Source organism: Streptomyces albiflavescens, from assembly GCF_014645835.1.
GTDB lineage: Bacteria > Actinomycetota > Actinomycetes > Streptomycetales > Streptomycetaceae > Streptomyces > Streptomyces albiflavescens.
The window spans coordinates 56,336-83,155 of sequence record NZ_BMMM01000009.1 but is presented as its reverse complement, the minus strand read 5'-3'; the positions used below and the strand labels follow the sequence as shown (position 1 = coordinate 83,155).

At 69.7% G+C, this 26,820-nt stretch carries 20 protein-coding genes; 4 read left to right on the top strand and 16 right to left on the bottom strand.

The genetic code is table 11. The annotated features are described in order from the left end of the window. Positions 1–56: 56 nt before the first annotated feature. From IEY95_RS24185 to IEY95_RS24175, 3 genes are all read right to left on the bottom strand, one after another. On the bottom strand, positions 57–968 hold the full coding sequence (locus tag IEY95_RS24185) for a GNAT family N-acetyltransferase (RefSeq protein WP_189188215.1): 912 nt from the start codon (positions 966–968) through the stop codon (positions 57–59). A 39-nt stretch (positions 969–1,007) separates the two neighbouring features. Next, positions 1,008–3,119 carry an IucA/IucC family protein gene (locus IEY95_RS24180; protein ID WP_189188214.1) on the bottom strand — a complete coding sequence of 704 codons (2,112 nt, stop codon included), beginning with the start codon at positions 3,117–3,119 and terminating at the stop codon, positions 1,008–1,010. Between the two features lie 331 nt (positions 3,120–3,450). Then, positions 3,451–4,947 (bottom strand): diaminobutyrate--2-oxoglutarate transaminase family protein, encoded by a 1,497-nt coding sequence (locus tag IEY95_RS24175; RefSeq protein WP_189188466.1) that lies wholly within the window; start codon positions 4,945–4,947, stop codon positions 3,451–3,453. Between the two features lie 295 nt (positions 4,948–5,242). On the opposite strand from IEY95_RS24175, the gene IEY95_RS24170 reads away from it, so the two are divergent. Both IEY95_RS24170 and IEY95_RS24165 read left to right on the top strand, forming a co-directional pair. Then, positions 5,243–6,472 (top strand): trypsin-like serine peptidase, encoded by a 1,230-nt coding sequence (locus IEY95_RS24170; RefSeq protein ID WP_189188213.1) that lies wholly within the window; start codon positions 5,243–5,245, stop codon positions 6,470–6,472. A 188-nt stretch (positions 6,473–6,660) separates the two neighbouring features. Continuing rightward, positions 6,661–7,836 (top strand): trypsin-like serine peptidase, encoded by a 1,176-nt coding sequence (locus tag IEY95_RS24165; protein WP_189188212.1) that lies wholly within the window; start codon positions 6,661–6,663, stop codon positions 7,834–7,836. A 112-nt stretch (positions 7,837–7,948) separates the two neighbouring features. On the opposite strand, the gene hflX is transcribed toward IEY95_RS24165, so the two are convergent. The 6 genes from hflX to miaA all read right to left on the bottom strand — a co-directional run bounded on the left by hflX (position 7,949) and on the right by miaA (position 16,596). Then, the gene (hflX, locus tag IEY95_RS24160; protein WP_189188211.1) at positions 7,949–9,445 is read right to left on the bottom strand and encodes a GTPase HflX; all 1,497 of its coding nucleotides are present in this window, start codon (positions 9,443–9,445) and stop codon (positions 7,949–7,951) included. Positions 9,446–9,640: 195 nt separating this feature from the next. Next, the gene (locus tag IEY95_RS24155) at positions 9,641–11,137 is read right to left on the bottom strand and encodes a M1 family metallopeptidase (RefSeq protein WP_189188210.1); all 1,497 of its coding nucleotides are present in this window, start codon (positions 11,135–11,137) and stop codon (positions 9,641–9,643) included. 118 nt (positions 11,138–11,255) lie between these two features. Further along, positions 11,256–13,433, bottom strand: a complete 2,178-nt coding sequence (locus tag IEY95_RS24150) for a RelA/SpoT family protein (protein WP_189188209.1) — start codon at positions 13,431–13,433, stop codon at positions 11,256–11,258. Between the two features lie 572 nt (positions 13,434–14,005). After that, positions 14,006–14,875, bottom strand: a complete 870-nt coding sequence (dapF, locus tag IEY95_RS24145; protein WP_189188208.1) for a diaminopimelate epimerase — start codon at positions 14,873–14,875, stop codon at positions 14,006–14,008. 147 nt (positions 14,876–15,022) lie between these two features. Beyond that, entirely contained in the window at positions 15,023–15,550 is a 528-nt protein-coding gene (locus IEY95_RS24140; RefSeq protein WP_189188465.1) for a hypothetical protein, read from the bottom strand. Positions 15,551–15,657: 107 nt separating this feature from the next. After that, positions 15,658–16,596, bottom strand: coding sequence for a tRNA (adenosine(37)-N6)-dimethylallyltransferase MiaA (miaA, locus tag IEY95_RS24135; RefSeq protein ID WP_189188207.1), 939 nt, complete (start codon positions 16,594–16,596; stop codon positions 15,658–15,660). Positions 16,597–16,779: 183 nt separating this feature from the next. Here miaA and IEY95_RS24130 point away from each other — a divergent pair, with 183 nt between their 5' ends. Further along, positions 16,780–17,025: a hypothetical protein gene (locus IEY95_RS24130; RefSeq protein WP_189188206.1), complete on the top strand. Its 246-nt coding sequence runs from the start codon at positions 16,780–16,782 to the stop codon at positions 17,023–17,025. 24 nt (positions 17,026–17,049) lie between these two features. Beyond that, positions 17,050–17,313 (top strand): antitoxin, encoded by a 264-nt coding sequence (locus IEY95_RS24125; RefSeq protein ID WP_189188205.1) that lies wholly within the window; start codon positions 17,050–17,052, stop codon positions 17,311–17,313. Positions 17,314–17,550: 237 nt separating this feature from the next. On the opposite strand, the gene IEY95_RS24120 is transcribed toward IEY95_RS24125, so the two are convergent. From IEY95_RS24120 to IEY95_RS24090, 7 genes are all read right to left on the bottom strand, one after another. Further along, positions 17,551–18,279: a class III extradiol dioxygenase subunit B-like domain-containing protein gene (locus tag IEY95_RS24120; protein ID WP_189188204.1), complete on the bottom strand. Its 729-nt coding sequence runs from the start codon at positions 18,277–18,279 to the stop codon at positions 17,551–17,553. A 19-nt stretch (positions 18,280–18,298) separates the two neighbouring features. Continuing rightward, on the bottom strand, positions 18,299–18,538 hold the full coding sequence (locus IEY95_RS24115; RefSeq protein ID WP_189188203.1) for a hypothetical protein: 240 nt from the start codon (positions 18,536–18,538) through the stop codon (positions 18,299–18,301). An 81-nt stretch (positions 18,539–18,619) separates the two neighbouring features. Further along, positions 18,620–20,149 (bottom strand): tRNA (N6-isopentenyl adenosine(37)-C2)-methylthiotransferase MiaB, encoded by a 1,530-nt coding sequence (miaB, locus tag IEY95_RS24110; protein WP_189188202.1) that lies wholly within the window; start codon positions 20,147–20,149, stop codon positions 18,620–18,622. Between the two features lie 79 nt (positions 20,150–20,228). Then, the gene (locus IEY95_RS24105; RefSeq protein ID WP_189188201.1) at positions 20,229–22,640 is read right to left on the bottom strand and encodes a PEP-utilizing enzyme; all 2,412 of its coding nucleotides are present in this window, start codon (positions 22,638–22,640) and stop codon (positions 20,229–20,231) included. Next, a complete protein-coding gene (alr, locus tag IEY95_RS24100) occupies positions 22,637–23,773 on the bottom strand; it encodes an alanine racemase (RefSeq protein ID WP_189188200.1) in 1,137 nt (378 codons plus the stop codon). Before alr ends, IEY95_RS24105 begins: the two co-directional genes overlap by 4 nt. 20 nt (positions 23,774–23,793) lie before the next feature. Then, on the bottom strand, positions 23,794–25,197 hold the full coding sequence (murD, locus tag IEY95_RS24095) for a UDP-N-acetylmuramoyl-L-alanine--D-glutamate ligase (protein ID WP_189188199.1): 1,404 nt from the start codon (positions 25,195–25,197) through the stop codon (positions 23,794–23,796). 147 nt (positions 25,198–25,344) lie between these two features. Continuing rightward, positions 25,345–26,820 (bottom strand): UDP-N-acetylmuramoyl-L-alanyl-D-glutamate--2,6-diaminopimelate ligase, encoded by a 1,476-nt coding sequence (locus tag IEY95_RS24090; protein ID WP_189188198.1) that lies wholly within the window; start codon positions 26,818–26,820, stop codon positions 25,345–25,347.

Below are 26,820 nucleotides of genomic sequence, written 5' to 3'. Positions count from 1 at the left end.
GGGACTCCTCGACAGGGAACCGGATCGGGACGAGCGGTGTACCAAGAGTGACAGCGCTACAACAGATCGCGCAGGGCCCGGTCTCGGACCATGAGGGCTGCCCGCTTGTCGGGCAGATCGACCTCGGCGGAGAACCGGAAGCCGGCGCTCAGAAAGGCGGAGACGGAGGGGGTGTTGCGAAGGTCGGGTTCCGCGACGACGCGAGCGCATGACGGGCGCTTGTCCAGTACCTGGTCGGCGACAGCTCTGAGCAGGGTGGAGCCGAGGCCACGCCCGCGGTTGGCGACACCGCCGATGAGGAGGTGAATTCCGGTGTCGTGCGGTCGGGCGGGGTAGTGGCGAGCCAGGAGATCGAGATCCGCGCGGTAGATCTCCCAATAGCTCATCGGCGTGCCGTCCAGCACTCCGAGGCACGGGACACTCCGGCCGTCCCCGTCGAGCTGGCGGCACAGATGCTCCTCTGCCACGGACTCGGGCCCCGCCAACTCCCAGAACGCCGCGACGGCAGGGTCGTTCATCCAGCGAGCGATGAGCGGGAGATCGCGTTCGATGCGTACGGGGACGAGGTGGAAGACACCGACGGGCGTAGCGGTGGGCCCCCAGCCACCGACGCGGTCGAGCAGGTCGTCGTCGGCCGGAGCGACGGTGGGGTTCTCCGCCACGTGCCGACGCTCTCCCGTGCCCCCTCCCGAGGCGTCACCCACGTCCCCTCCCGGGGCGTCGATCACGTCTCCTCCCAGGGCGTCGATCACGTCCTCCCGCGTGGCGTCACCGGTCGTCCCGCCGCGTGTCCCGGCTTCCCCGGCGAAAAGCGCGATGAGCTCGTCGGGGAGGCGCAGGTCAAGGGTGTCCTCGCCGTCGGTGCTCGTGCCGGAACCCGAACCGGGACCCGAGCAGGGCCCCGTGTCGGTGGCGAGTTCGGTGGCGGGGGCGGTACCGGCGTCGGTGCTCGCATCGGTGGGAGGCACGGCGACGCTCCTCTCAGGAGACGGGGTGGGTCATGTTCCTCAGGAATGAAGGGGGTTGGAGATGGTGACGTAGACGGACTGGGTGTCCACGGGACCGACGAGTTCGTCGAGGCCGTGCAGCCGGGTCAGCAGGTTGGCCTTGCACCGCAGGACGGGTGATTCGAGCAGGTGGGCGGGCAGAGACGTACGCAATTGAGCCGGGCCGGTGGCCACATCGACGAGGAAGCGGCGGAAGGCGGCGAGCAACAGCCGTTCGTCGGCCAGGCGTTGGGAGCCGAACGCGCCGACGAGGCCGAGCACGTTGTTGATGGCCAGGTAGTAGGCGAAGCGTTCGTCGGTGACCTCGTCGGAGACGAAGGTGTCGCTGTGTTGGCCGATGCCGGGCAGCCGCGCGTCGAGTTCCGCGCGCCGTGACTCGCGGAAGTAGTAGCCCTGGTTGTCGCGGTAGCGGCCACCCTTCGGCCAGCCCTCGGCGTCCAGCAGAAGCAGGGTGTTCTGCTGGTGCGCTTCCAGAGCGATGCCCGCCTCGCTGTCCAGCCAGAGCACGGGGCGTACGACCTGCTCCAGATAACGCAGGAACCACTCGGTGGCGACCGCGCCGCGTGAGCGGCCGGTGCGTCCGGCGAGACCTGTGACGATCTCGGTGAGCCGGGACCGCATGAGGGGCCGGCCGTTTGCGGGGTTCCGTGCGCCGGGTTGGGCGTGCGGCCGGGGCGAGACCAGTCCGGCCACACAACCGGCGTCGTCCGTCGGGCTGAACGGGTTGTGACGAATCATCACGTCGAGCCCGGTCAGAGGGCTGCCGTCCGGGCCGTCGACAGCGAGCCAGGCCGGGTCGCGGACGATGTCGAAGCCCGGGTGGACGGCCTGCCACTGTTTGAACAGGCCGCTGCGCAGCAGACGGTGGACCTCCACACCACGGTGGAGTTCCTTGCGGAGGTTCTCACGCCGGGAGTTGGTGATACGCAGGCCCAGCGAGAGCTTGAGCATCGCGGGGGCACCGGAGCGGTAGACGGTGCGGACCGAGGAGGTGGGGTGCCACGGGGAGCCCTGTGGGCCGAGGTCCTGGAGCAGCCCGGCATCCATCAGGGCCGCGGCCTCCCGACGGTGGCGCACCTCGCGCATCTGCCAGGGGTGCAGCGGCAGGGCGGCATAGCCCTCGGGCAGCGACAGCACCGCGTCGGCCAGCCGTGCGGTGAGCTGCTCCGCCGCGACAGGACGGCCGCGCTCCGTCCACGCCGAGTCGGCTGCCAGCACCGAGGGTGCGACCGCCATCCAGTGCAGGGGGAAGGAGCCGCGCAACTCGGGTGAGTACAGGCGGGCTTCGGCCTCGGAGAGTCCCTCGCGGCCCTTAGGTGTGGGATGCAGCGGGTGGCCCAGCAGCAGGGCCTGCTCGGCGGCGAGAAAGAGGTCGGGCTCGTCGGCGGGGTGTTCCCTGCGATCGCGGATGAACACGGCGGTGCGCCGTACGGAGTCGGCGACGCGCCCGACGAGGTCGGAGCCGTCACCGGCCGGGCTGTGCGGGGCCATCGGAGGTTCGGGGCGCATCGCGGCGGCGTCGAGGAGCGTTCCGCTGGGCCCGGTTGCGCGGGACGTGGTGGCCACCGGGTCGACGGTGCTGGGCGTCGTGTGAGCGGTGGGGGGAGCCAGGCCGACGGTGCTGGGACCCTGGTCGACAGCGGAGAGAGCCGAGTCGCCATGCGCGGCTGTCGAGCTGCCGGTCGCCGTTTGCCGTGAGAGCAGCGCCGCCACCGTGACCGCGTCGGCGGGCGGCGCCTCGTCCGGGCCATCGGCGAGGTAGGGCAGGCCGAAGCGGTGCCAGCCGGTGGCGGACCAGTAGTGCACGCGGGCCAGGAGGGTCATGCCGCTGGCGGGAAGGAGGATGCGGAGGGTGCCGTCGTCGGGGACGGGCAGGTTGTTCTCCCGTACCCAGCAGCGCAGCAGGTTCTCCACGGCCGCCGCCTGGGCTGCGGTCTGCGGATCGGGGTGTTCCAGCAGGTCGGCAGTGGCGCCGCGCAGCCGCTCTGACTCCCGGGCCCCTTCCTTCTGCCGTGGGACCGATTCGGCCCCCGACACGAGCGGGGTCTGCGTGCCACGGGCCGCTCGCTCGTGGATGTGGGGTCGGCCGTCGGGTGCGGGAGTGGCGTTCACGGGAGTTCCTTGTGGGGTCGTTCCGGCTCGTGCGGGGACGAACCGGGTCGGTACGTGGGGCCTTCGGCGTTCCTGGTTGATTCGGGTGGGAGCGGGATGCTTCGGATAGGGGTCGTTGACTGTATGTAAGGGCTTGACCCCCATGCGTGAGAGGGTGTCGACCGGGCTGGAGCCGAGCGGGCGAATGCGGCTCACGTCGGATGTGCCTGACCGGGCGGTCTCCGCTGGGTGAAGGCAAGGGCCCCGCGGCCCGAGGCCGTGCGCCGGACTTCCGGAGCCGACACCCGCCTGACGCCCTTCAGCGCGGCGCTCACCGACCGGCCCTCCGGCACTACGGCGTCCGCCGGCGCCCCGGCTCCCGTCCGTCGCCGTGAAGCTCGCCCTCACCGCGACCCCCATCGGCACGGCGAGGCTCACCGACACGAGGCTCATTTCCGCCACGTCCCAAGTCCCCACCGGCCACTGCCCCCACCGCGTCCGCCAGCCGGTCGAGCACCGCGGTTGTCTGTTCGTCGCTGATGGTCAGGGGAGGGAGGAGACGCACCACGCTCGATTGGCGGCCGCCCAGTTCCACGATCAGGCCGCGGCGAAGGCACTCTCGTTGGACGGCGGCGGCGAGTTCGGGGGCGGCAGGTCGGGGGCCCTCGGCCGCGGGATGCGGGGGCGCTTCGGGGTCGACGAGTTCGACGCCGATCATCAATCCTCGGCCGCGTACGTCGCCGACACAGGGGAACTCGTCGGCGAGTTTGCGGAGTTGGGCCAACATCCGGGCACCCAGCGTCTGCGCACGCTCGGCAAGACTGTTTTCGCGGACGTACGCGAGGGTCGCCGCCCCCGCGGCCATGGCGAGCTGGTTGCCGCGGAACGTGCCGGCGTGGGCGCCGGGTTGCCACACGTCCAGGTCGTCGCGGTAGATGACAACGGCCAGCGGCAGGCTGCCGCCGATGGCCTTCGACAGGACCATCACGTCCGGTGTGATCCCGCTGTGTTCCACGGCCCAGAAGGTGCCGGTCCGGCCGACTCCGGTCTGGATCTCGTCCGCGATCAGGGGGATGTCACGTGCCGCGGTGATCTCACGCATCCGGCGCATCCAGGCGTCGGGCGCGGGAATCACCCCGCCCTCTCCCTGCACGGGTTCGAGGATCATTCCGGCGGGACGCGGCACACCGGACTTGCTGTCGTCGAGCACCGTCTCGGTCCAGCGCGCGCCGAGTTCGGCGCCCCGCGCGCCGCCGACACCGAACGGACAGCGGAAGTCCTGCGGATACGGCAGGCGCGCGACACGTACCTCGGTCGCGCCCCCGGATGCTTCGAGCGCCCCCGCGGTCATCCCGTGGTACGCGCCGGTGAAGGCGAGCATCCCTGTGCGTCCGGTCGCCGCGCGCACCAGCTTGAACGCGGCCTCGACGGCGTCGGTCCCGGCCGGTCCGCAGAACTGGACCCGCGCGCGGTCGGCGAACCCGGGCGGCAGGGTACGGAACAACTCGGTGGTGAAGGCGTCCTTCACGGGCGTGGCGAGGTCGAGGACGTGCAGCGGCGCCCCCGAGTCGAGGACCTTTCTGATCGCCTCCAGGACCACTGGATGGTTGTGCCCGAGGGCCAGCGTTCCGGCACCCGAGAGGCAGTCGAGATAGCGGCGCCCGTCGGCGCCCTCGATCGTCAGCCCGCGCGCCCGCACCGGAACGATCGGAAGGGCACGCGCGTAGGTGCGCGCCGCCGACTCACGCGCCGACTGGCGGCGCAGAATCCCCTCGTGCGCCGCGCGCGCCCCTTCAGAAGCGCCAGGAACAGCCTCCCGCGCCCCCTCGAACACCCCGGGCGCCCCCACCGGCACCACCGCAGACTCGGTCACGGCCACGACTTCAGGTCCTCCCGCTGTCCAGAGGCGAGTTGGCAAGGGGCTCTGAACGCAGGCGGCAGGTCCCCCGTACGTACCAACGACGCGGATCGCACGGGGAAGCGGGTGAGTCGAAGATCCTTGCCGTGACGGAACCGTTGCCGTTCCGTCGGATGTCCCCCACAGCGACCGCATAGTCTTTGGTGCCGTTCAGCCGTACCGATCGATCAAGGCTGATCGGCGCCCATCAGCGCACAGTTCTCATACGCCCAGGGGGAGTTACACCATGCGATCCATACGCCCGCCCTTCGCCGCTCGCCGAGGAAGGAGCGCGCGCCGCAGAACCTCCCCCGTGCTGGCCGCCGTCGGCCTCACGGCGGCGCTGGCTCTGACCGCCACCGCCTGCAACTCGGGCGACGACAAGGCGAGCGGTGAGCCCACCGCGTCCGCCACCCAGAGCGGCGACGACAAGATCAAGATCCCGGACGACATCAAGAACAAGCTCAAGCAGCACGGGATCGACGTCGACAAGTGGAAGAACGGCGCCTGGAAGAACTGGAACAAGGACGACTGGCTGCGCGAGGCCGACGACTTCATCAACCCGATCATCAAGGGGCTGTGGGACCCGGATCGGATGCGCGGCGCCGACGACCCGGACAAGAACAAGGGCGTCGACGACAACGACCTCTCCGGTGACCAGGGCGTCACCGACCCCGAGCCGGCTCCCGTGACCGCACAGGCCGTGAAGACCGCGTACCACGCCAATGTGCCCGAGGCCGGCAAGGTGTTCTTCGACTCCCCCGAGGGCACGATGGTCTGCTCGGCGACGGTGGTCGAGGACCCGGCGCACCCGGGCAAGTCCAACCTCGTGTGGACCGCGGGCCACTGTGTGCACGCCGGCAAGAAGGGCGGCTGGTACCGCAACATCGCCTTCGTACCCTCGTACAACGACTCGGGCAAGACGGCCGCCCAGCTGGAGAAGGCCACCCGCCAGGAGGTCGCTCCGTACGGTGTCTGGTGGAGCGACTGGGCGCAGACCTCGGACCAGTGGATCGAGCAGGGCGGTTCCACAGGCGGCCAGGGAGCCCCGTACGACTTCGCCGTGCTGCATGTGACCCCGGAGAAGGGCAGCGGCGGCAAGTCGCTGGAGGAGACGGTCGGTTCGGCGCTTCCGGTGAACTTCAACGCTCCGGCCGTGCCCAAGGTGTCGAGCATCACGGCGACCGGCTACCCGGCCGCGGCGCCGTTCGACGGTCAGAAGCTGTACCAGTGCACGGACAAGCCGGGACGGTTGTCGGTGGCGCAGTCCGACCCGACGATGTACCGCATCGGGTGCACCATGACCGGTGGTTCGTCCGGTGGCGGCTGGGTGGCCACGGGGTCGGACGGCAAGCCCGCGCTGGTGTCCAACACCTCGATCGGGCCGGTCAAGTTCGGCTGGCTGGCGGGCCCGCGCCTGGGTGATGTGGCCAAGGGTGTGTACGCCTCGGTGAGCAAGAAGTTCGCCGGACAGTGATGCACGCGACGTAACAGGGTTCGGACAGACGACGGTGGGCCTGGTCACAGGAACCTTCACCGGCCCACCGTCGTTCGTCCCCAACTGCGCAGGCATAGTGGGGTGTCGCGTCCGGGCGGGCTTCACGGAGAGCCGCCCCACGCCTGACAAGCACATGACACAAGAGCTCCAACGGGGGTTACACCACCATGCGTTCCTCAAGAAGCCGGCGCACCTTCCTCACCGCCACCGGCCTGGTGGCGGTTCTGGCACTGACCGCCACCGCCTGCAACTCGGGCGACGACAAGGCGAGCGACGAGTCCACCGCCTCCGCGTCGCAGGGCGGCGACGACAAGATCAAGATCCCGGACGACATCAAGGACAAGCTCAAAGACCACGGCATAGATGTCGACCAGTGGGCGAACGGCGGCTGGAAGAACTGGGACAAGGACAAGTGGCTCAGTGAGGCCAAGGACTTCGTCAACCCGGTGATCGAGGGGCTGTGGAAGCCCGAGCGGATGAAGTCCGCCAAGGACCCGGACAAGACGATCTCCGCGAAGGACGCGGCGGCCGACCAGGGCGTCAGCGACCCGGAACCGGCGCCGGTCGAGGCCAAGGCCGAGAAGACCCCGTACCACGACCACGCCGCTCCGGTCGGGAAGGTCTTCTTCGACTCCCCCGAGGGCTCGATGGTCTGCTCGGGCACGGTCATCAAGGACGTGAACCACCCCGGCAAGTCCAACCTCGTGTGGACCGCGGGCCACTGCGTGCACGCCGGCGGCAGCGGAGGCTGGTACCGCAACATCGCGTTCGTCCCGTCCTACAACGACCTCGGCAAGTCCGAGTCCGAGCTGGGCAACGCCGCGGCGTCGGAGATCGCCCCGTACGGTCAGTGGTGGGCGGACTGGGCCGCCACCTCCAACGAGTGGATCTCGGGCGGCGACGAGACGGGCGGCGCGGGCGCTCCGTACGACTACGCCGTGCTGCACGTGAAGCCGGAGCAGGGCAGCAAATCGCTGGAGGAGACGGTCGGCAACGCACTGGACGTGGACTTCTCCGCGCCGTCCGCCCAGGACGTCAGCACGATGGGAGCGTGGGGCTACCCGGCCGCACCGCCGTACAGCGGTCTGAGCATGTTCAAGTGCGTCGACAAGCCGGGCCGTCTGTCGCTGGACCCGACCCTGCCGACGATGTACCGCATCGGATGCACCATGACCGGAGGTTCGTCCGGCGGTGGCTGGTTCCGTGTCGTCGACGGCGAGACGAAGCTCGTCTCGAACACGTCGATCGGCCCGTCCGACAACACCTGGCTGGCGGGACCGCAGCTGGGCAAGGGCGCCGAGGCGCTCTACCAGAACATGAGCAAGGAGTACGGCGGCCAGTAGGCACCGTCGTCCACGTACACGTGCGGAAGGCCCGCACGTACGCGTGCGGAAGGCCCGCCCCCTGCGACAGGGGGCGGGCCTTCCCGCGTCGTACGAGTGCGTACGTGTGTCGCTACCGAAGTGCCGGCGCCGGAACGTACGGTCCGAGATCCGCCGCCAGTTCCTCGTGCACCCGCACCTTGAGCAGCGTGCCCTCCGGGGTGTGCTCCTCGGAGATCACCTCGCCCTCGGTGTGGGCACGGGCGACCAGCTTGCCGTGCGTGTACGGCACGAGCGCCTCGATCTCGACCGAGGGGCGCGGCAGCTCGTTGTCGATGAGCGCGAGCAGCTCGTCGATGCCCTGGCCGGTTCGGGCCGAGACCGCGATGGAACGCTTCTCGATCCGCATCAGCTGCTGGAGCACCAGCGGGTCGGCAGCGTCCGCCTTGTTGATCACGACGATCTCCGGTACGTCGGTGGCGCCGACGTCCCTGATCACCTCGCGCACGGCGGCAAGCTGCTCCTCGGGCGCCGGGTGCGAACCGTCCACCACATGCAGGATCAGGTCCGAGTCGCCGACCTCCTCCATGGTGGAGCGGAAGGCCTCGACCAGGTGGTGCGGCAGGTGGCGTACGAAACCGACCGTGTCGACCAGCGTGTACAGCCGCCCGCTCGGGGTCTCGGCCCTGCGGACGGTCGGGTCCAGGGTCGCGAACAGCGCGTTCTCGACCAGCACGCCCGCGCCCGTGAGGCGGTTGAGCAGGGAAGACTTGCCGGCGTTGGTGTAACCGGCGATGGCGACCGAAGGCACCTTGTTGCGTCGGCGCTCCTGGCGCTTGATCTCGCGGCCCGTCTTCATGTCCGCGATCTCCCGGCGCATCTTCGCCATCTTCTCGCGGATACGGCGCCGGTCCGTCTCGATCTTGGTCTCACCGGGACCACGGGTGGCGAGGCCGCCGCCCTTGCCGCCGCCCATCTGACGCGACAGCGACTGACCCCAGCCGCGCAGCCTCGGCAGCATGTACTGCATCTGCGCGAGCGCGACCTGTGCCTTGCCCTCTCGGGACTTGGCGTGCTGGGCGAAGATGTCGAGGATCAGGGCCGTACGGTCGATGACCTTGACCTTGACGACGTCTTCGAGGTGGATCAGCTGGCCGGGGCTCAGCTCACCGTCGCAGATCACGGTGTCGGCACCGGTCTCCAGGACGATGTCCCGCAGCTCATAGGCCTTGCCGGATCCGATGTACGTGGCCGCGTCGGGCTTGTCGCGGCGCTGGACGACGCCGTCGAGGACGAGCGCGCCCGCGGTCTCCGCGAGGGCCGCCAGCTCGGCGAGCGAGTTGTCCGCGTCCCTGATGGTTCCCGTGGTCCAGACACCGACGAGCACCACGCGCTCCAGGCGGAGCTGTCGGTACTCGACCTCGGTGACGTCCTCGAGCTCGGTGGAGAGGCCCGCCACACGGCGCAGCGCCGCACGCTCGGTGCGGTCGAACTGCTCGCCGTCCCGCTCTCCGTCGATCTCGTGGCTCCAGGCGACGTCCTCTTCCATCAGGGCATCGGCCCGAAGACCTTCGGGGTAGTTCTGCGCGAAGCTCTGCGCGTCCTGGGAAGGGGAAGAAGAGGAGGTCATTGGATCCTTACGTCGATGGGGGACAGCAGTGCGGCGACGGATGCCACCGCCAATCGGAACAACGTCCGAGGCCTCCGGGAGATTCCCGGATTCCGCCGGGCCAACCCCCCGAGGGGCCGCGCCGCCGACCCGAAGATGGTCGCACGGCACGGCCCGTCTCGTCACGCGAGTTACCGCCGGGCCCGTACGCGCTCGTCAGGAGCCTTTGCGCGCTTTCGGGGGGTCGCTCTTCCAGTCCGGGTGCCCCGGCATCGGCGGTGTCTTCTCGCCGTACAGCCACGCCTGGAAGAACCCGCTCAGATCGCGAGCGGCGACGGCGGAAGCGAGGTCCACGAAGTCGGTCGTCGAGGCGACGCCGTCGCGGTGGACGCTCACCCAGGTCCGCTCCAGGCGCTCGAAGGCGGGGCGCCCGATCTCCTGACGCAGCGCGTACAGGGCCAGCGCCGCTCCGTCGTAGACGTTCGGCCGGAAGATGCTGATCTTCTGGCCGGGCTTCGGCCCCTTCGGCGCCGCGGGCGGCCCTCCCGCCGCCCGCCAGGAGTCGGACGCGCGATAGGCCGCCTTCATCCGGTCCTCCATGGGCTTGTGCGCCTTCTCCTCGGCGTACAGAGCCTCGTACCAGGTGGCATGCCCCTCGTTGAGCCACAGGTCGGACCAGGTGTGCGGACTGACGCTGTCGCCGAACCACTGGTGGGAGAGCTCATGCACCATGATCGACTCGACGTACCACTTCGGGTATGCGGGCTCGGTGAAGATCCCTTTCTCGAAGAGCGAGAGTGTTTGTGTCTCCAGTTCGAAGCCGGTCTGGGCCTGGGCCATCAGCAGCCCGTAGGTCTCGAAGGGGTACCGGCCGACCTTCCCCTCCATCCAGGCGATCTGGTCGGGCGTCTTCTTGAGCCACGGCTCGAGCTGCTCACGGTCCTTGGTGGGCACCACATCGCGTACGGGCAGACCGTGCGGCCCGGTCCGGTGCAGCACGCTGGAGCGTCCGATGGACACCTGGGCCAGCTCGGTGGCCATGGGGTGCTCGGTGCGGTACGTCCAGGTGGTGGACCGGCGGGCCCGTTCCGCTCCGGCCGGCAGTCCGTTGGCCACGGCCGTGTACCCGCTGGGCGCGGTGACATGGATGGTGAACTTCGCCTTGTCGGAGGGGTGGTCGTTGCACGGGAAGACCAGGTGCGCGGCGTCGGCCTGGTTGGCCATCGCGAGGCCGTCCTTGGTCTGCACCCAACCGCCGTCCTGGTCCTTGGCGGCGACCGGGTCGCTGGTGTGGTGCACGGTGATGCGCATCCAGTTGCCGACGGGCACCGGCTTCTCCGGCGTCACGATCAGGTCCTCACCGTCGCGGGTGAACGCCGCGGGTGCCCCGTTGACCTGGACCGATCCCACCGTTCCGCGTGCGAAGTCGAGATTGATGCGTTCGAGCCGGGAGGACGTCACGGCGTCGATGGTGGTCACGGCGGTGAGCGGCTTGGTGTTGGTGCCGGGATAGGTGAAGGCGAGGTCGTAGGACTCGACGTCGTATCCGGGGTTCCCCAGGTTCGGGAAGAGGCGGTCACCGATGCCGAGGGACGCGGCCGGGTTGGGAGCGCTCGCGGCGATCAGGCAGACCGAGGCGGCCGAGGCGAGGAGGGCCGCCTTGGTACGGCGAGTCCGGGGGCGTGGGGGCCTTGGGCGGGGGATGAGCAGCATGGACCACCGCTACCAGCGCGCGCCCCTCCAGCGGTGACGACTCGCGCCGGGCCCACCCGAACGGGTCGCCAGGGCGGCCAACGGGTCGACAGGGAGACGGGGGAAAGCCCAGGGAGGCCTAGTGGGCGGCCGCCGCCTGATGCTGCGCCCGGCTCACGTCGTACACCCCCGGCACGTTGCGCATGGCCCGCATCAGCCCGGGAAGGCGTGCCGCGTCCGGCAGTTGGAGCGTGTACGTGTGGCGTACGCGCTGCTGACTGGGGGGTTCGACGGTCGCCGAGACGATGGCGACACCCTCGAGGGCGATGGCTTCGGTGAGGTCGGCGAGCAGATGCGGGCGGCCGAAGGACTCGGCGACCAGCGTGACGCGGCACTCGGTGGTCTCACCCCAGCGCACGCCGACCTCCGCGCGCCCAGCGTTCTTCATGCGCGCCACTCCGGCGCACTCCACGCGGTGGACGGTCACCACTCCCCCGCGCACGGCGAAGCCGGTCACCTCGTCGGGCGGTACGGGCGTACAGCAGCCCGCGAGCCGTACGGTCGCGCCGGGCTGGTCGACGACGGCGTTCGCCGCGGGCCGTGCGGCGCGCACGTCGACCGCACGCCGAGGAGTCGCGGCGGGGGCCTCCTGGGCCGGGGTGCCGCTGGGCGAGGGATGCGCGGCGATCCAGCGCTGGATGGCGATCCGCGCGGCGGGTGTGTGCGCGTGCTCCAGCCACTCCCTGGAGGGCTCGGAGGCGGGGTCCTGACCCATCAGGAGCTGCACGGTGTCACCGTCCCGCAGGACCGTACTGAGCGTCGCCAGGCGGCCGTTGACGCGGGCGCCGATGCAGGCGTGGGCGTCCTCGCCGTACTGCGCGTACGCCGCGTCGACACAACTGGCGCCCTCGGGAAGGCCCAACGAGCCGCCGTCGGCGCGGAAGACGGTGATCTCGCGGTCCTGGGCGAGGTCTTCGCGCAGTGTGGACCAGAACGTGTCCGGGTCCGGGGCGCCTTCCTGCCAGTCGAGGAGCCTGGAGAGCCAGCCGGGACGGGTGGGGTCGGCGCGCTCGCCGTCGAAGGGGCGCTCCCCGTCGCCGTCCGCCGGCTCCTCCGAAGGAGGAGCGTAGGGATTGCCGAGCGCGATGACCCCGGCCTCGGCGACCTTGTGCATCTGGTGGGTGCGGATGAGGACTTCGGCGACCTCGCCGTCGCCGCGCGCGACGGCCGTGTGCAGCGACTGGTACAGGTTGAACTTGGGGACCGCGATGAAGTCCTTGAACTCCGAGACCACCGGCGTGAGACAGGTGTGCAGTTCGCCGAGGACTCCGTAGCAGTCGGCGTCCTCGTTCACCAGCACGAGGAGCCGTCCGAAGTCGGCCCCGCGCATGGGGCCGCGTTTGCGCGACACGCGGTGCACGGAGACGAAGTGGCGTGGCCTTATGAGGACTTCGGCCTGGATCCCGGCGTCGCGCAGAACCGTGCGCACCTCCTCGGCGATCTCCGCGAGCGGATCGTCCTGGCGTGCCGCGTTGTCGGCGATCAGCTCCCTGGTGTGCTCGTACTCCTCGGGGTGCAGGATCGCGAAGACGAGGTCTTCCAGCTCCGTCTTGAGCGCCTGGACGCCGAGCCGTTCGGCGAGCGGGATCAGGACGTCCCGGGTCACCTTGGCGATCCGCGCCTGTTTCTCGGGGCGCATGACGCCGAGGGTCCGCATGTTGTGCAGCCGGTCCGCGAGTTTGATCGACATCACGCGGACGTCGTTGCCGGTCGCGACCAGCATCTTGCGGAACGTCTCCGGCTCGGCGGCGGCCCCGTAGTCGACCTTCTCCAACTTGGTGACGCCGTCCACCAGGTAGCAGACCTCGTCGCCGAACTCCTCGCGCACCTGGTCGAGCGTCACTTCCGTGTCCTCGACGGTGTCGTGGAGCAGGGAGGCGGTCAATGTCGTGGTCTCCGCACCGAGTTCGGCGAGGATCAGGGTCACGGCGAGGGGGTGCGTGATGTACGGCTCGCCGCTCTTGCGCATCTGGCCGCGGTGCGAGGACTCGGCCAGGACGTACGCCCGGCGCAGTGGCTCCAGGCCCGCGTCGGGGTGATGGGCGCGGTGGGCCTCGACCACATGGCCGATCGCGTCGGGCAGCCGGTCGCGTGCCGCGGGGCCGAGCAGCGCGGCCCGGCCCAGACGGCGCAGATCGATCCGCGGAAGGCCCTTCCTGCGATGCGATGGGGGTACCCCCTGCTCGCGCGAGCCCGAGAGTTTGGGGGAGGGCGTGGCAGGACCTGGCGTCGCGGGATTCGTCGCCTCCGCACTCATGGGCACCTCCGGCTGCGTAGACCGGCGGACGGGTGCCCCATGGCGAACACGGCTCAGGGGATGGCGTCGATCCCCCGTCCGGGCCGGTGCTTGATGCTACCGAGCCCACCACGCTCGGCTGACCGCCTCTCGCCGAGCGTGAAACGGATCACCCATTCGAGCGAAGGTTCTGGGGTTTACGGTTTCGAACTTTTGGAACGGGCGGGAGGGCCCACACCTGGCTCGGGGGAGGTGAAGCGGGGTACGACGCCACAGAACCTCAGGGGTGCGCGGCGTCAAAACCGCGGGGCTCGGGCGCGGGCCGCATCGTGGGCCGGAAGGTGCGCGCCGAATCTGGCGGAGGCTCAGTAGTGCGCGGCGCTGCACACCGGCAACGATCAGGAGCGCGCGACGCCACACACCGGCAACGATCAGGAGCGCGCGACGCCACACACCGGCAACGATCAGGAGCGCGCGACGCCACACACCGGCAACGATCAGGAGCGCGCGACGCCACACCGGGAGCGCTCAGGAATGCCCGGCGCGACAAGCGGGAGCGCCCAGGGGTGCGCGGCGCCGTGCCCCGGAAACGCTCAGTGGCGCGCGGCGTCGAGCCACTCCGCGTCGATCTCGCCCTCGGCGACAATCACCGCGGGTCCCGTCATCTCGATCTCGCCGTCCGCGTGCTCGGTGATCACCAGGCGCCCGCCGGGTACGTCGACCGTGTACGTCGCAGGAACCCCGGTCACGGCAGGGTCGGCGCCGTCGCGGCGGGCCGCGGCGACGGCCACGGCACACGCGCCCGTGCCGCACGAGCGGGTCTCTCCGGCGCCGCGCTCGTGGACGCGCAGGGCCACGTGACGCGGACCCCGATCGACCACGAACTCGACATTGACCCCGTCCGGGTACGCCGACGCCGGGCTGAACGGCGGCGGTGTGAACAGGTCACCGGCGTGCGCGAGGTCGTCCACGAAGCTGACGGCGTGCGGGTTGCCCATGTTGACGTTGAGCGCGGGCCAGCTGCGCTCGCCGACACTCACGGTGACGTCCCCTCCGGGGAGGAGCGCCTTGCCCATACCGACCGTCACGTCACCTTCCTTGACAAGGTGCACGTTCTTCACGCCCCCGCGCGTGGCGATCGCGATGTCCCCTTCGGCCACATGACCGGCACGCTGAAGGTAGTGCGCGAACACACGGACTCCGTTGCCGCACATCTCCGCGATCGAGCCGTCGCCGTTGCGGTAGTCCATGAACCACTCCGCCTCGGCCGCCATCTCCTTGGCCTCGGGGTGCGCGGCGGACCGTACGACATGGAGCAGACCGTCACCACCGATGCCCGCGCGACGGTCACACAGGGCCGCGACGGCGGTCGGGGGCAGGTCGATGGCGTTCTCGGGGTCGGGGATGATCACGAAGTCGTTCTCGGTCCCGTGGCCCTTGAGGAAGGCGATCCGCGTGCTCATCCCTCGATCGTACGGGGTCAGTAGGGCACTCCGGCCCACGTGGGAGCGTCTGCGGAGTACGGCCACCAGGACGGATCGGGCCAGGAGGACGGATCGGCACAGTCGGGCTCTGCCTCGGGGCCACGACAGCCGGGCCGTGCCTCGGAGTCAGCGCAGCCGGGCCACGCGCCACACTGCGAGCACCGCCACCGCCGCGACCACCACGACGTACGCGATCACCACGCGCCAGTCCGGACGGCTGCCGGAGCCGCGCTGCGGGAACCCCGGCCAGGTATAGCCGACCCGGCGGGCGGCCATCATGCCCCAGCCCGCGGCGCACGAGCAGATCAGCAGGCCGAGCATGGCGACCACGGCACCGCCGTCACCGAACTCGAAGGCCAACGGGAAGGCGAACATCAGCGAGCCGGTAGCGGCCAGCGTCACGATGGGCGCCAGCTGCCAGATGCGCAGCCGGCGCTGCGGGCGCAGCTCGACCTCGACCTCGGGCCCCGGGGACATCTCGCCGGGCTCGGGCCCATCGGCGGTCACCCCTCCCGGGGTGTCCTCGGGTCCGTCGGAGCTCAGACGCTCCCCGCCCAGACCTGTCTCGTCACCCGGATCGATGCCCAGACGATCTCCGTCCGGATCGGCACCGTGCTCAGCGTCTCGTGCAGTGTCGCGAGGGCCGGCCTCCATCGCCACGCGCCCTCCCAACTCGGACTTCACTGGTCGATCGAAGCTCGATGATGGCACGCCACCATAGGCCGGGATGACGGCCGGAGCGTCCCGATGCCATGACGTGATCAGGCTGTGACCGGTCGTTCGACCAACGCCATTGCGAGCTCCGGGAGTTCCGTGAGGTCCGCCGCAGCCCCACTGAGCCAATGCACCCGAGGGTCGCGCCGGAACCACGAATCCTGACGGCGGGCGAAGCGCTTGGTGGCGCGTACGGTCTCGGCGCGCGCCTCTTCCTCGGTGCACTCCCCCGCGAGCGCCGCAAGGACCTGCTGATATCCGAGTGCGCGTGATGCCGTGCGCCCCTCACGCAAGCCCTGCGTCTCAAGGGCGCGCACCTCGTCGACGAGCCCCGCCGCCCACATCCGGTCGACCCTGCGCGCGATGCGCTCGTCGAGTTCGGGACGCGCCACGTCGACGCCGATCTGGAGGGTGTCGTACACCGAGTCGTGGCCCGGGAGGTTCGCGGTGAAGGGCTTGCCGGTGATCTCGATGACTTCGAGGGCGCGGACGATACGGCGGCCGTTGCTCGGCAGGATCGCGTGGGCGGCCTCGGGGTCCGCCATCGCCAGACGCGCGTGCAACGCGCCGGAGCCGCGCAGCGTGAGCTCCTCCTCCAGCCGGGCCCGTACCTCGGGGTCCGTGCCGGGGAACTCCAGGTTGTCGACGGCCCCGCGGACGTACAGCCCTGAGCCGCCCACCAGAATCGGCCAGCGGCCCTCGGCGAGCAGCGCGTCGATGCGGGCGCGGGCGAGCCGCTGGTACTCGGCGACGCTGGCCGTGACCGTCACGTCCCAGATGTCCAGGAGGTGATGCGGGATCCCTCCGCGCTCCTCGGGCGTCAGCTTGGCGGTGCCGATGTCCATCCCTCGGTACAACTGCATGGAGTCGGCGTTGACGACCTCTCCTCCGAGACGTTGGGCGAGGAAAACGCCCAGATCGGACTTTCCTGCCGCGGTCGGTCCGACGACTGCGATGACCCGGGGGGCGGGGGGTGCGCTACTCACCGTCCCAGTCTCGCAAACCCCACAGCCCCTCCTCGAACGAGTTACGTGACGGCACGCTTCCCGCGTCGTTGCCTGTTGCGAGGTTCCAGCCGCCGGTTTTCCAGGACCGGTGACCCGGGCGACGCAATGGGACGCACCGGGTGACGCGGGATTTCGCCCTCACGAGTAACGTATGGAGTGGATATGGGCGTTTTTGCACGACTTCTCCGGAGGTCGAAGGCTACGGAGGAGGCGTCAACCGCCGAGGCACAGACGGCCGAGACCGAGGCGGAGGTGGCGGAGCAGGCGAAGGGTTCGTCCCCGACCGAGGGCGAGGCGACCGCGGAGGAGACCGCCGAGGCCGCCACCACGGAGGACGTCGACATCCCTCAGCAGCAGACCGCCGAGAAGGCCGCCGACAACGAGGCCGGCGAAGGCGCCCGCAAGTAACTGCCCCGCGAGGGAAGGTGAACCATGGGTCTCCTGGAGAATCTCAAGGCCAAGCTGGCGCCTGCCAAGGACAAGGTCTCGGACCTCGCGCAGCAACACGGCGACAAGGTCACTCACGGTCTCGACAAGGCCGCGAAGGTGGTCGACGAGAAGACCAAGCACAAGTACAGCGACAAGATCCAGACGGGCACGGGCAAGGCGAAGGGCGCCATGGACCGACTCGCGCACAAGGACAGTGACGGCGTCACGCCTCCGCCGGACACGCCGACAACGCCTCCGGCCTCCTGAACGACACACATCGGCGGACTGCCGCGGAGCATCCAGGGCTCCCGGCCGTCCGCCGTGCTCAGGTCCGGTCCCCGGCAGCCCCGGAGGGTCGAGTCCGCTCCGAACCGTGTCCAGGCCCGGGACCCAATCCGCTCAGGGCCGCATGCGGGCGGAGCGGCCCAGAACGGTGCCTGGGGCCGTCTCGCCGTCTTCGGACCCGCACGGCTCAAAGAGCCGCGACTTTCTTGAGAAGGCCCGCTACGACCAGGCCGCCACCAGATATCCCACCCCGTACGGCGCATCGTCGTAGAGCAGCGCGCCGCCCAGCCCCGCGCCCTCGGCCGCGCCCGCGAGGACCTGCCAGGGGGCTCGCCCCGAAACCTTGAGCTCATGGGCCAGTTCGGCGTCCAGCGCCTCGAGGGCCGCCACGTCCGCCGCGCCCAGCGCACGAGCGATCTCCGCGTCGAAGCCCGCCGCGCGCTCGTCCAGATAGCCCGGCGCCTTGAGCGTCCGGCACGCGCTGGCGTCGCCCATCACCAGCAGTGCCACCCGCTCGGCCCGACCAGCGATTTCCCCTCCGACGTGGATACACCGCTCGGCCTCGAGAGGTTCCCCCACCCCGAGACCTTCGACGGGAGCGTCGGACCAACCCGTGCGTTCCAGCAGCCATGCGGCGACGGCGAGCGAGGGCGGAAGCTCACGTGCCGAACGCTCCGCGGCCCCGGGACCCGGCTTGTCTTCCCCGAGGCGTACGTCGAGATCGACACCGAATCCGCGGAACGAGCCCCGCGTGCCCTGTGGGTGCGGTCCACGCCCGCTCTGCTCGGCGGGGCCCACGACGACCAGCAGGTCGGGGCGGGAGGCGGCGAGCAAGCCCAGGGCGTCCGTGCATGCCGCGCGCGCGGCATCCAGTTCGGGCGCCGCACCGGCGGCGACCTGGGGGACGAGCAGCGGCGGACAGGGGCAGACTGCGGCGGCTACAAGCATGATCGGCAGCGTAACGCGCTCAGTAGGTGATCTGTCCCGAATCCCACTCCAGCTCGGTGAGCAGGAAGTGGTACGTGAACACGCCGCCGGCCGAGCCGTCGCCGATGACCATCCAGCCGTCACCGGTGCGGTACCGCCGCATCCGCACCGGGTAGAGCGGGTGCTTCGGGCGGTACAGCCGTACGAACTCACCGAACCGTGTCACGGCCTCCTCGTGCGTGCCGTCGACCGTCGCCATCAGTTCGTACTGCCTGCGCAACGGCCCCTCACCGGGTGGTTTGTCCAGCAGCAGTGCCCATCGAGCCGTTCGCCCGTCCCCCGTCGTCAACGCTCGGCCCGGTCAGTCGCAGCCGCACCCGCTGCCCGTGGCCACCGGCAGCGGCTCCGGAGCTCCGATCTTCGGCAGCCCCAGCATGACGCCCGCAGGCTTCGCGGCCTCGGCTGCGTTGCGCTTCTCCCAGGCGTCCCCCGCGCGCGTGCGGCGGACATCCAGGACGGCGCCCTCGGCGAGCAGGTGGTGCGGGGCGGCGTAGGTGATCTCGACGGTGACGACGTCGCCGGGGCGCACCTCTTCGTCGGGCTTGGTGAAGTGGACCAGGCGGTTGTCGGGGGCGCGACCGGAGAGGCGGTGGGTGGCGCCGTCCTTGCGGCCCTCGCCCTCGGCGACCATCAGCTCCAGGGTGCGGCCGACCTGCTTCTTGTTCTCGTCCCAGGAGATCTCCTCCTGGAGGGCGACGAGACGCTCGTAGCGCGCCTGGACGACCTCCTTGGGGATCTGCCCCTCCATGGTGGCCGCCGGGGTGCCGGGACGCTTGGAGTACTGGAAGGTGAAGGCCTGCGCGAAGCGGGCTTCGCGGACCGCGTGGAGGGTCTGCTCGAAGTCCTCCTCGGTCTCGCCGGGGAAGCCCACGATGATGTCGGTGGTGATCGCCGCGTGCGGGATGGTGGCCCGCACCTTTTCGATGATCCCCAAGTAGCGATCCTGGCGGTAGGAGCGGCGCATGGCCTTCAGGACGGTGTCCGAACCGGACTGCATCGGCATGTGCAGCTGCGGCATCACGTTCGGCGTCTCGGCCATGGCGGCGATCACGTCGTCGGTGAAGTCGCGGGGGTGCGGCGAGGTGAAGCGCACACGCTCCAGGCCCTCGATCTCGCCACAGGCCCGCAGCAGCTTGCTGAAGGCCTCGCGGTCGCCGATGTCGCTGCCGTAAGCGTTTACGTTCTGCCCGAGCAGCGTGATCTCGGAGACGCCCTCGCCGACCAGGGCCTCGATCTCGGCCAGGATGTCGCCGGTCCTGCGGTCCTTCTCCTTGCCGCGCAGCGCCGGGACGATGCAGAAGGTGCAGGTGTTGTTGCAGCCCACCGAGATGGAGACCCAGGCGGCGTACGCGCTCTCGCGGCGGGTCGGCAGCGTCGACGGGAACGCCTCGAGCGACTCGGCGATCTCGACCTGCGCCTCTTCCTGTACGCGGGCGCGCTCCAGGAGGACCGGAAGCTTGCCGATGTTGTGCGTCCCGAAGACGACGTCCACCCAGGGCGCCTTCTTCACGATGGTGTCGCGGTCCTTCTGCGCGAGACAGCCACCGACGGCGATCTGCATCCCGGGGCGCTTCGTCTTCATCGGGGCGAGGCGGCCGAGGTTGCCGTACAGCCGGTTGTCGGCGTTTTCCCGTACGGCGCAGGTGTTGAAGACGACCACGTCCGCGTCGCCGTCCGAACCTTCGGAGGCGCGCACGTAACCGGCGTCTTCGAGCAACCCCGAGAGCCGCTCGGAATCGTGGACGTTCATCTGGCACCCGTAAGTGCGCACTTCGTAGGTTCTGGGTTCCTGAACGTCCACTGCCTGGCTCCGGTCGCTGCTGCTGGTCATGTCTCAAGGGTAGGCGGTCCCCAGACACGCTTGGCCAAGCGTTCCTGTCCGGCGCACACCTGGCGCGGCAGCGCCCGGCTCAGTCCAGGGCGAAGACTCTTCTCTCTCCGCAGTCGAGGGTGACGGTTCCGGCCTGGGCGAGCGTGTTGAAGATCGTCTCCCCGCAGCCGACCGCCGCCGGTATGCCGAACTCAGCGCACCTGATGGTCATATGGGAGGCCGCTCCGCCGTACCTGGTGACGAGCCCGGCGATATCGTGGGAGAAGAGCCACTCGTAACCGGGGTCGGCGTTCTCGGCCAATACGATGTGTCCGGCCAGGCTGGGAGCGGACCGCCGCATCGCGACGCAGTCGACGAAGGCCACTGGCGCGGTCACCCGGTGGCTGGTGACGAAGTTCGGGATGCGGACCTGGTTCTCGATCACCACCACGTCACGCTCGCCGGTGATGACGTCCGGCAGATGCACCAGCCCATTCAGCTCGTACGACTGTCGGTTGGCCGCGGCGAGTCTCCGCAGTCGGGCGACGTCCTCTGCGGTGATCTCCCTGTTCGCGAGTGCCAGAACATCCTCGACGGACAGGAAGGACAACTCGTCCCGTGACAGACCGTGCCGTGACCCGAAGGCGACGATCAAGTCCATGGCCCGGCTCAGGTTCTTCGTGAACTCGAATTTGTACAGCTCACGCAGTACACGTGTTTCGCGGACGAATTCCAGAAGGACGTCCACGCCGAAATCGAAGCCGAATTCCTCCAGCATTTGCTGGATGCGTCCCCTGGCCGCGCCCGGCAGGGAGTAGGCACGCCGCGCCGACGTGCGGGTGCGGTCGCCGGTGTGCGTGGCCAGGTACCGGTCAGGTTCGTCCGCGTACGTCGGTACGGTGATGTCGTATGTACCGGGTCTGAGATGACCGTAGCGGTCGAGGAACTCCTCGCGCGTCAGCCGGCCCCGTCTGCAACGCTCCAGATCGGCGGTGAAGTGCGTCGAAACGGTCTCGACCGCGGCGAGGAAGTCATCGTGCTGCTGCCTTGTGATCGTCTCGGTGTTGAGCAGAGATCGCCAGAACGCGGTGGCGATGAAGGTGCCGCGGACGATCACGGAGAACGGCAGGGTTCCATAGCAGGCGGCGTCGTCGAGGAGGGCTTCGGCGAGGTGCAGCGGGTCCTCGACGTCCGCCTGGGACAGCAGCCAGGACCTGCGGGCCGCCAGACGCTGGATCCGCTGCTCCATCTCCTGGAACTGTCCGTCGCCACCCCGTACCACCCGGGTGGTCAGCCGGAGTAGGCACTCGCGCAGCTCGGCGATCTCCTCCGTCGTGAAGGCGGCGTCCACCAGCCGCTCCGCGTGGACCGGAAAGTCGAAGTCCAGGGAGGTCACGCAGATGTCGAACTCGGCCTTGTCGTGGAGCTCGGGGTACTGCCGCAAGCGGTCGAGGTAGTAGTCGATCAGCTTGTGGGAGAGAGCGTCGCCCAGGTCGGCAGGCAAGTAGGAGTTGAAGTCGTTGCGGATGTCCACATAGGGGTGGCCCGCCAGGGTCACCATGAGGTGGTGCGGTGAGGGGTCGTGGTAGCCGAGCCGGCCCCGCGCCTCCCGCCAGATCTCCTTCATGACGAGGCGCCGGTACAGAGAGACAGCCAGCGGTCGCGGCCGGGTGCCGATGATTTCGGCGGGGTTCCAATCGGTCATGTCGCTATAGGCCGTGCGGGAACCGTACAGCCCGGCACGGGGCCGGTCGCGGTCCTCGATGACCCGCTTGACCTGCTTGATGGTCGTGTCCACGAAGGTGTCCGCATCGGTGCGGTCCTTCTCCGGGAGGACCAAGGGGCGGGCTTGGAAGACGTACAGCCGGCCGCCGCTGATCGCGAACTCCATGTCGAGGTGTTCCCGTCCGGTGAGCGTGATCAGCTCACGCAGGGTGGCGACAACGGCGTCCAGGGGGGCTTTCAGCTCCGAGCTCGGCGTACGGTGATGCACGCGGACCACACGCTGGGTGTCCCCGGTCCCGGCGGTCACCGTGTCGGTCCGCCCGCCCTCGTCGTAGTTGACGACCAGGTAGGGACCTTCCTTGTGCAGATCGCGGGACAGGGCGACCCCGCTGAGCGTCACATCCGGCAGCATCGGCTGAACCAGGATTTCGAAGCTGCCGAGGTCGAACCCGGGGCTCACGGGCTTGCTCTCGTAGCTGCGCACCACGGTGTCGAGCGCACCCGCCAGGGCATCGGCGGCGTCCGTGTCCACGCCCAGGACGCTGTCGTAGACGCCGGCCGCCGACTCCATGGCGGTGTCCTCGGTCGGGGCACTGCTGCGGACCACGACGAGCCGCCCGGGGAAGCGGGATCGGATGAGCTGGAGGCAGTTCCCGCGGTTCCGGCGCCAGTCGGCCAAGGTCACGGTCATCTGGTCGAGCACCACGGCGGTGGTGACGAGCGAGCGGAGCCGGTCCAGGGTCTGGGCTTTCGTGCCCAGCGGTACGGGGATGGTGGGGGAACTCATACGTAGCATTCCTGTTCGATGACCTCGGACAGTGGCCGTACCACCCTGGGTGCGGCGGAGGCGAGGCGTACGAGGACGTCCGTGTTGATCGTTCCGGCGGCCGCCGCCCAGTCTTGGATGCCCAGTCGGCGATGGCCGTCGCTGCCGAGGAGGACCACCTCGTCGCCGGTTGAGACGCCGGGGATCCCGGTGACGTCGAGGGTGAGGTGGCCCATGCCGACCGGGCCGACGATCGGGGCGTAGCGGCGGGCAACGATGACCCGTCCGCTGTCGGCCAGGGCCCGGGGCAGGCCGTCGGCGAACCCGACGGGCACGATGGCGATGGTGGCGGGCGCTGACGTCACATGGGCGGCGCCGTAGCCGATGCGGGTGCCGGCGGCGACGCTCCGGATCTGCTCGATCCGGGAGGTCATCGACAGCACCGGCTGAAATCGCCCCGCGTCTCCCGGCACGTCCGAGGCGGTGTAGGAGGGCGGCAGGCCGCACAGCAGGATGCCGGGGCGGACCATCTCCAGGGGAGCTCGGCCGTGCAGTCCCGCGGCGATGGCCGCGCTGGCCAAAGCGTGTCGCGTCGGCCGGTACCCGAGAAGCCCGGTCGCGCGGCGGCACGCGTCGTCGAACAGGGAGAGCTGCCGGTCGGCCACATCCTCCTCGGCGCTCGCCAGGTGAGTGTGAAATCCCTCGACGACCACGTTGTCCAGTGCGGCGATCCTGGCCAGGGGGGCCAGGTTCCCCGAGGAGAAGCCAAAGCGGCTCAGGCCGGTGTCGACCTTGACGTGGATGCGCGCCGGGCACCCGAGCGCTCGGGCCGCCCGGCTCACCGCGCGGGCCTGCGCCTCCCCGTACACCGCCTGCCGTATGCCCGCGCGGAGCAGCCCGGGCAGGTCGGCGGTCGGCGCGTGGTTGAGGACGAGGACGGGAGCGTCGATGCCCGCGTCCCGGAGCCGGAACGCCTCCTCTGCGTGCGCGACGGCCAGTTGCTCGACGCCGTGCCGGACGAGCAGCCGGGAGAACGACACCAGACCATGCCCGTACGCGTCCGCCTTGACCACGCCCATGAGGACGGTGGCCGGGTCGACGAGACGACGGACGGAGGCGATGTTGGCGAGAACGGCAGCCTCGCTGATCTCCATCCTCACGCGGTTGGCCGGACTCACCGATCGCTTCCCGGTGCCGTACCGAAGAGGGCGGTGGAGGCGTGCAGCCGCTCGACGACCTGCTTGAACAGCTCGCCGCGCGTGCGGTGGTCGGTGAACATGTCCTTGCTGTTCGCACCGGGGCTGAACAGGACGGCGTGCCCAGGGACGGCGAGGCGGCGGGCCAGCGCCACGGCCTCCTCCAGCGAGTGCGTGGCGGTGACCGCGGTGTAGCCGTGCTGCCGCGCCGCGGCCGCGATCCTCGGGGCCGTCTCACCGATGGTGACCACGTGCGCGACGCGGTCCGCGAAGGCCGCGCACAGCCCGTCGAAGTCAGCGTTCTTGTCGTCCTTGCCGCCGGTGATCAGCACCACGGGGCGGTCGGGAAACGCTTCGACGGCATGGAGCACGGACCATGGGTTGGTCGCCTTGGAGTCGTTGTAGTACGCGACGTCGTCGAAGGTCGCCACATACTCGATGACGTGCTCGCGCCCCGTGTAGCCGGCGATCAGCGCGTCGACCGCCTCGACGGCGGCGCCCCACAACAGCCCGACGGCGACGGCGGCCAGGATGTTCGCCGTGGCGCCCCGCACCCGCAGGCGGTCGAGCCTGGCGACCGGGCGGCAGATGCCGTCGAACCGGGCCGTGATCCAGTCGCCGGAGAGGAAGACCCCCTCAGTGTCGGCCGGGAGTTCACCGTGAGCGGTGAAGTACAGGACCCTGCCTGGGGCGTTCGCCGCAATGGAACGACAGAGGTCGTCGTCGTAGTTGGCGACGGTGGTCCGGTCGGCCGTGTGGTTGCGTACGACGCGGGACTTCAGCGAGATGTAGTAGTCCCAGCCGTACAGGTCCATGTGCTCGGGCCGGACGTTGGTGAGCACGCTGGTCAGGGGCCCGAACCGGTGGCTGTTCTCCAACTGGCCGGCGCTCACCTCGATGACTGCCACGTCATCGGCCGCCATTCCGGTCAGCGCGGAGGTGAACGGCCGGCCGATGTTGCCCGCCACGTGCGTGGTGCGACCGGCGGCGCGCAGGAGTTCGCCGATGAGGACGGTCGTGGTCGACTTACCGTTGGTGCCCGTGATCGCGATGATCGGGCAGGGGCACAGCGCGTAAGCCAGCTCGACCTCGCTCCACACAGGAATGTCCAGTCGGCGGGCGGACTCCAGAACCGGCAGGTCGTTGGGAACCCCCGGACTGCGTATGATCAGGTCGAAGTTCTCCGGGTCCGGGGGCTGTGCCCCGAGGGCGTACGTAATGGAGTGGGACGCCAGCGCGTCGCGTCCCGCGCCCAGTTGGTCGGCCGGGCGATGATCGGTGACCGTCACCGCCGCGCCGCGCGAGGCGCAGCAGGCGGCCGCACTCACGCCGCTGGTGCCGAGTCCTATGACCAGCACTGTGACATCGTCGAGTATCAGCATCGAGCCCCCGTGGTGAATCAACGCTTCGACGGCCGGGGTCGACGGGCCCCGGGGTGCGAAGCATGGTGCGGTGGCGCGCCTTCCACCCGCGGATACGGGAGGAAGGCGGCGCAATCGTGTGACGAACAGGGCGCCGGCGGCGCCTGGTTACCGCTGGCCGACGAGCTCCGCCGCGAGCTCGCGTACGGTTTCCATGTCCTCGAAGTGGATGGTCCGCGAACCGATGATCTGGTAGTTCTCGCTGCCCTTGCCCGCGACAAGCACGGTGTCGCCCTCCCGCGCGGTGCTCAGCGCGACACGGATCGCCTCGCGCCGGTCGGAGATCCTTTCGAAGGACGTGCCGGTCGGGCTGATGCCGGGCACGATGTCGTCGAGGATCTTCTCCGGGTCCTCGCTGCGCGGGTTGTCCGAGGTGAGCACGCAGAAGTCCGAGTACCGGCCGGCGATCTCGCCCATGGGCGCCCGTTTGGTGGCGTCCCGGTCGCCACCGCACCCGAAGACCGTGATCACCCGGCCGCGAGTGAAGTCGCGGATGGTGGACAGGACATTGTCCAGAGCGTCCGGCGAGTGGGCGTAGTCCACGATCACGGGCACCCCGGCGGGCGTCCGGTAGCTTTCGAACCGGCCGGGCGTCGGCGGCAGATCGGCGAGCGCCGCGACGACCTCGTCGAGGTCGTGGCCCAGAGACTGGCAGATCGCCAGCGTGGCCAGCGCGTTCTGCGCCGCGAAGCGGCCCGGGACGGGCAGCGAGACCTGGTACTGCCGACCCGAGCGGTGCAGCGTGAAGCGGGTGCCCTCGGCGTCCACCTCAAGGTCCGAGGAGTAGAAGTCGGCAGCGGGGTCTCCCATGCTGAACGTGGTGATCGCGCCCGGCATCAGGGCAGCGATCTCTGCGCTGACGGGATCGTCCGCGTTGATCACCGCATGGCGGCACAGCCCCTTGAAGAGCTTGAGCTTGGCGTTCTTGTAGTTCTCCATCGTGCCGTGGTCGTCCAGGTGGTCCTGGGTGAAATTGGTGAAGACCCCGACGTCGATCGAGCAGCAGTCCACGCGGTGCAGTTCGAGTGCCATGGACGACGCCTCCAGCACCACGTGCACGGCGCCTTCGTCGCGCATGTACCGCAGCAGGTACTGCAGGTCCACCGCCTCCGGCGTCGTCGGCGTCGTCTTCTCCAGCGCGATCGGCTCCTCGCCGATGCGGTTGCCGGCGGTTCCTACCACCCCGACCCGCGCGCCGGCCCGCCGCAGGACGGCTTCCAGCATGAAGGCCACGGAAGTCTTGCCGTTGGTGCCGGTGATGGCCACGACGTCCATCTCACGGCCAGGCTCCCCGAAGTACCGCGAAGCCACCACCGGCGACGCGATCCGGGTGTCGGCCACACGCACCACGCACACCCCGGCAGGTACGTCCCCGATCTCCCGGTCGACGAGCAACGCCGTCGCGCCGCGTTCCACTGCCTGGTCGACGAACCGGTGCCCGTCCACGCTGAAGCCGCGCACCGCGATGAACAGCGCCCCCTGGTTCAGCTTGCGCGAGTCGTAGGCGACACCAGTGATCTCGACCCCGGTATTGCCGTGGACGATTTCGTGATCGAATCCGTCCAGCAGTTCACTCAGCTTCAC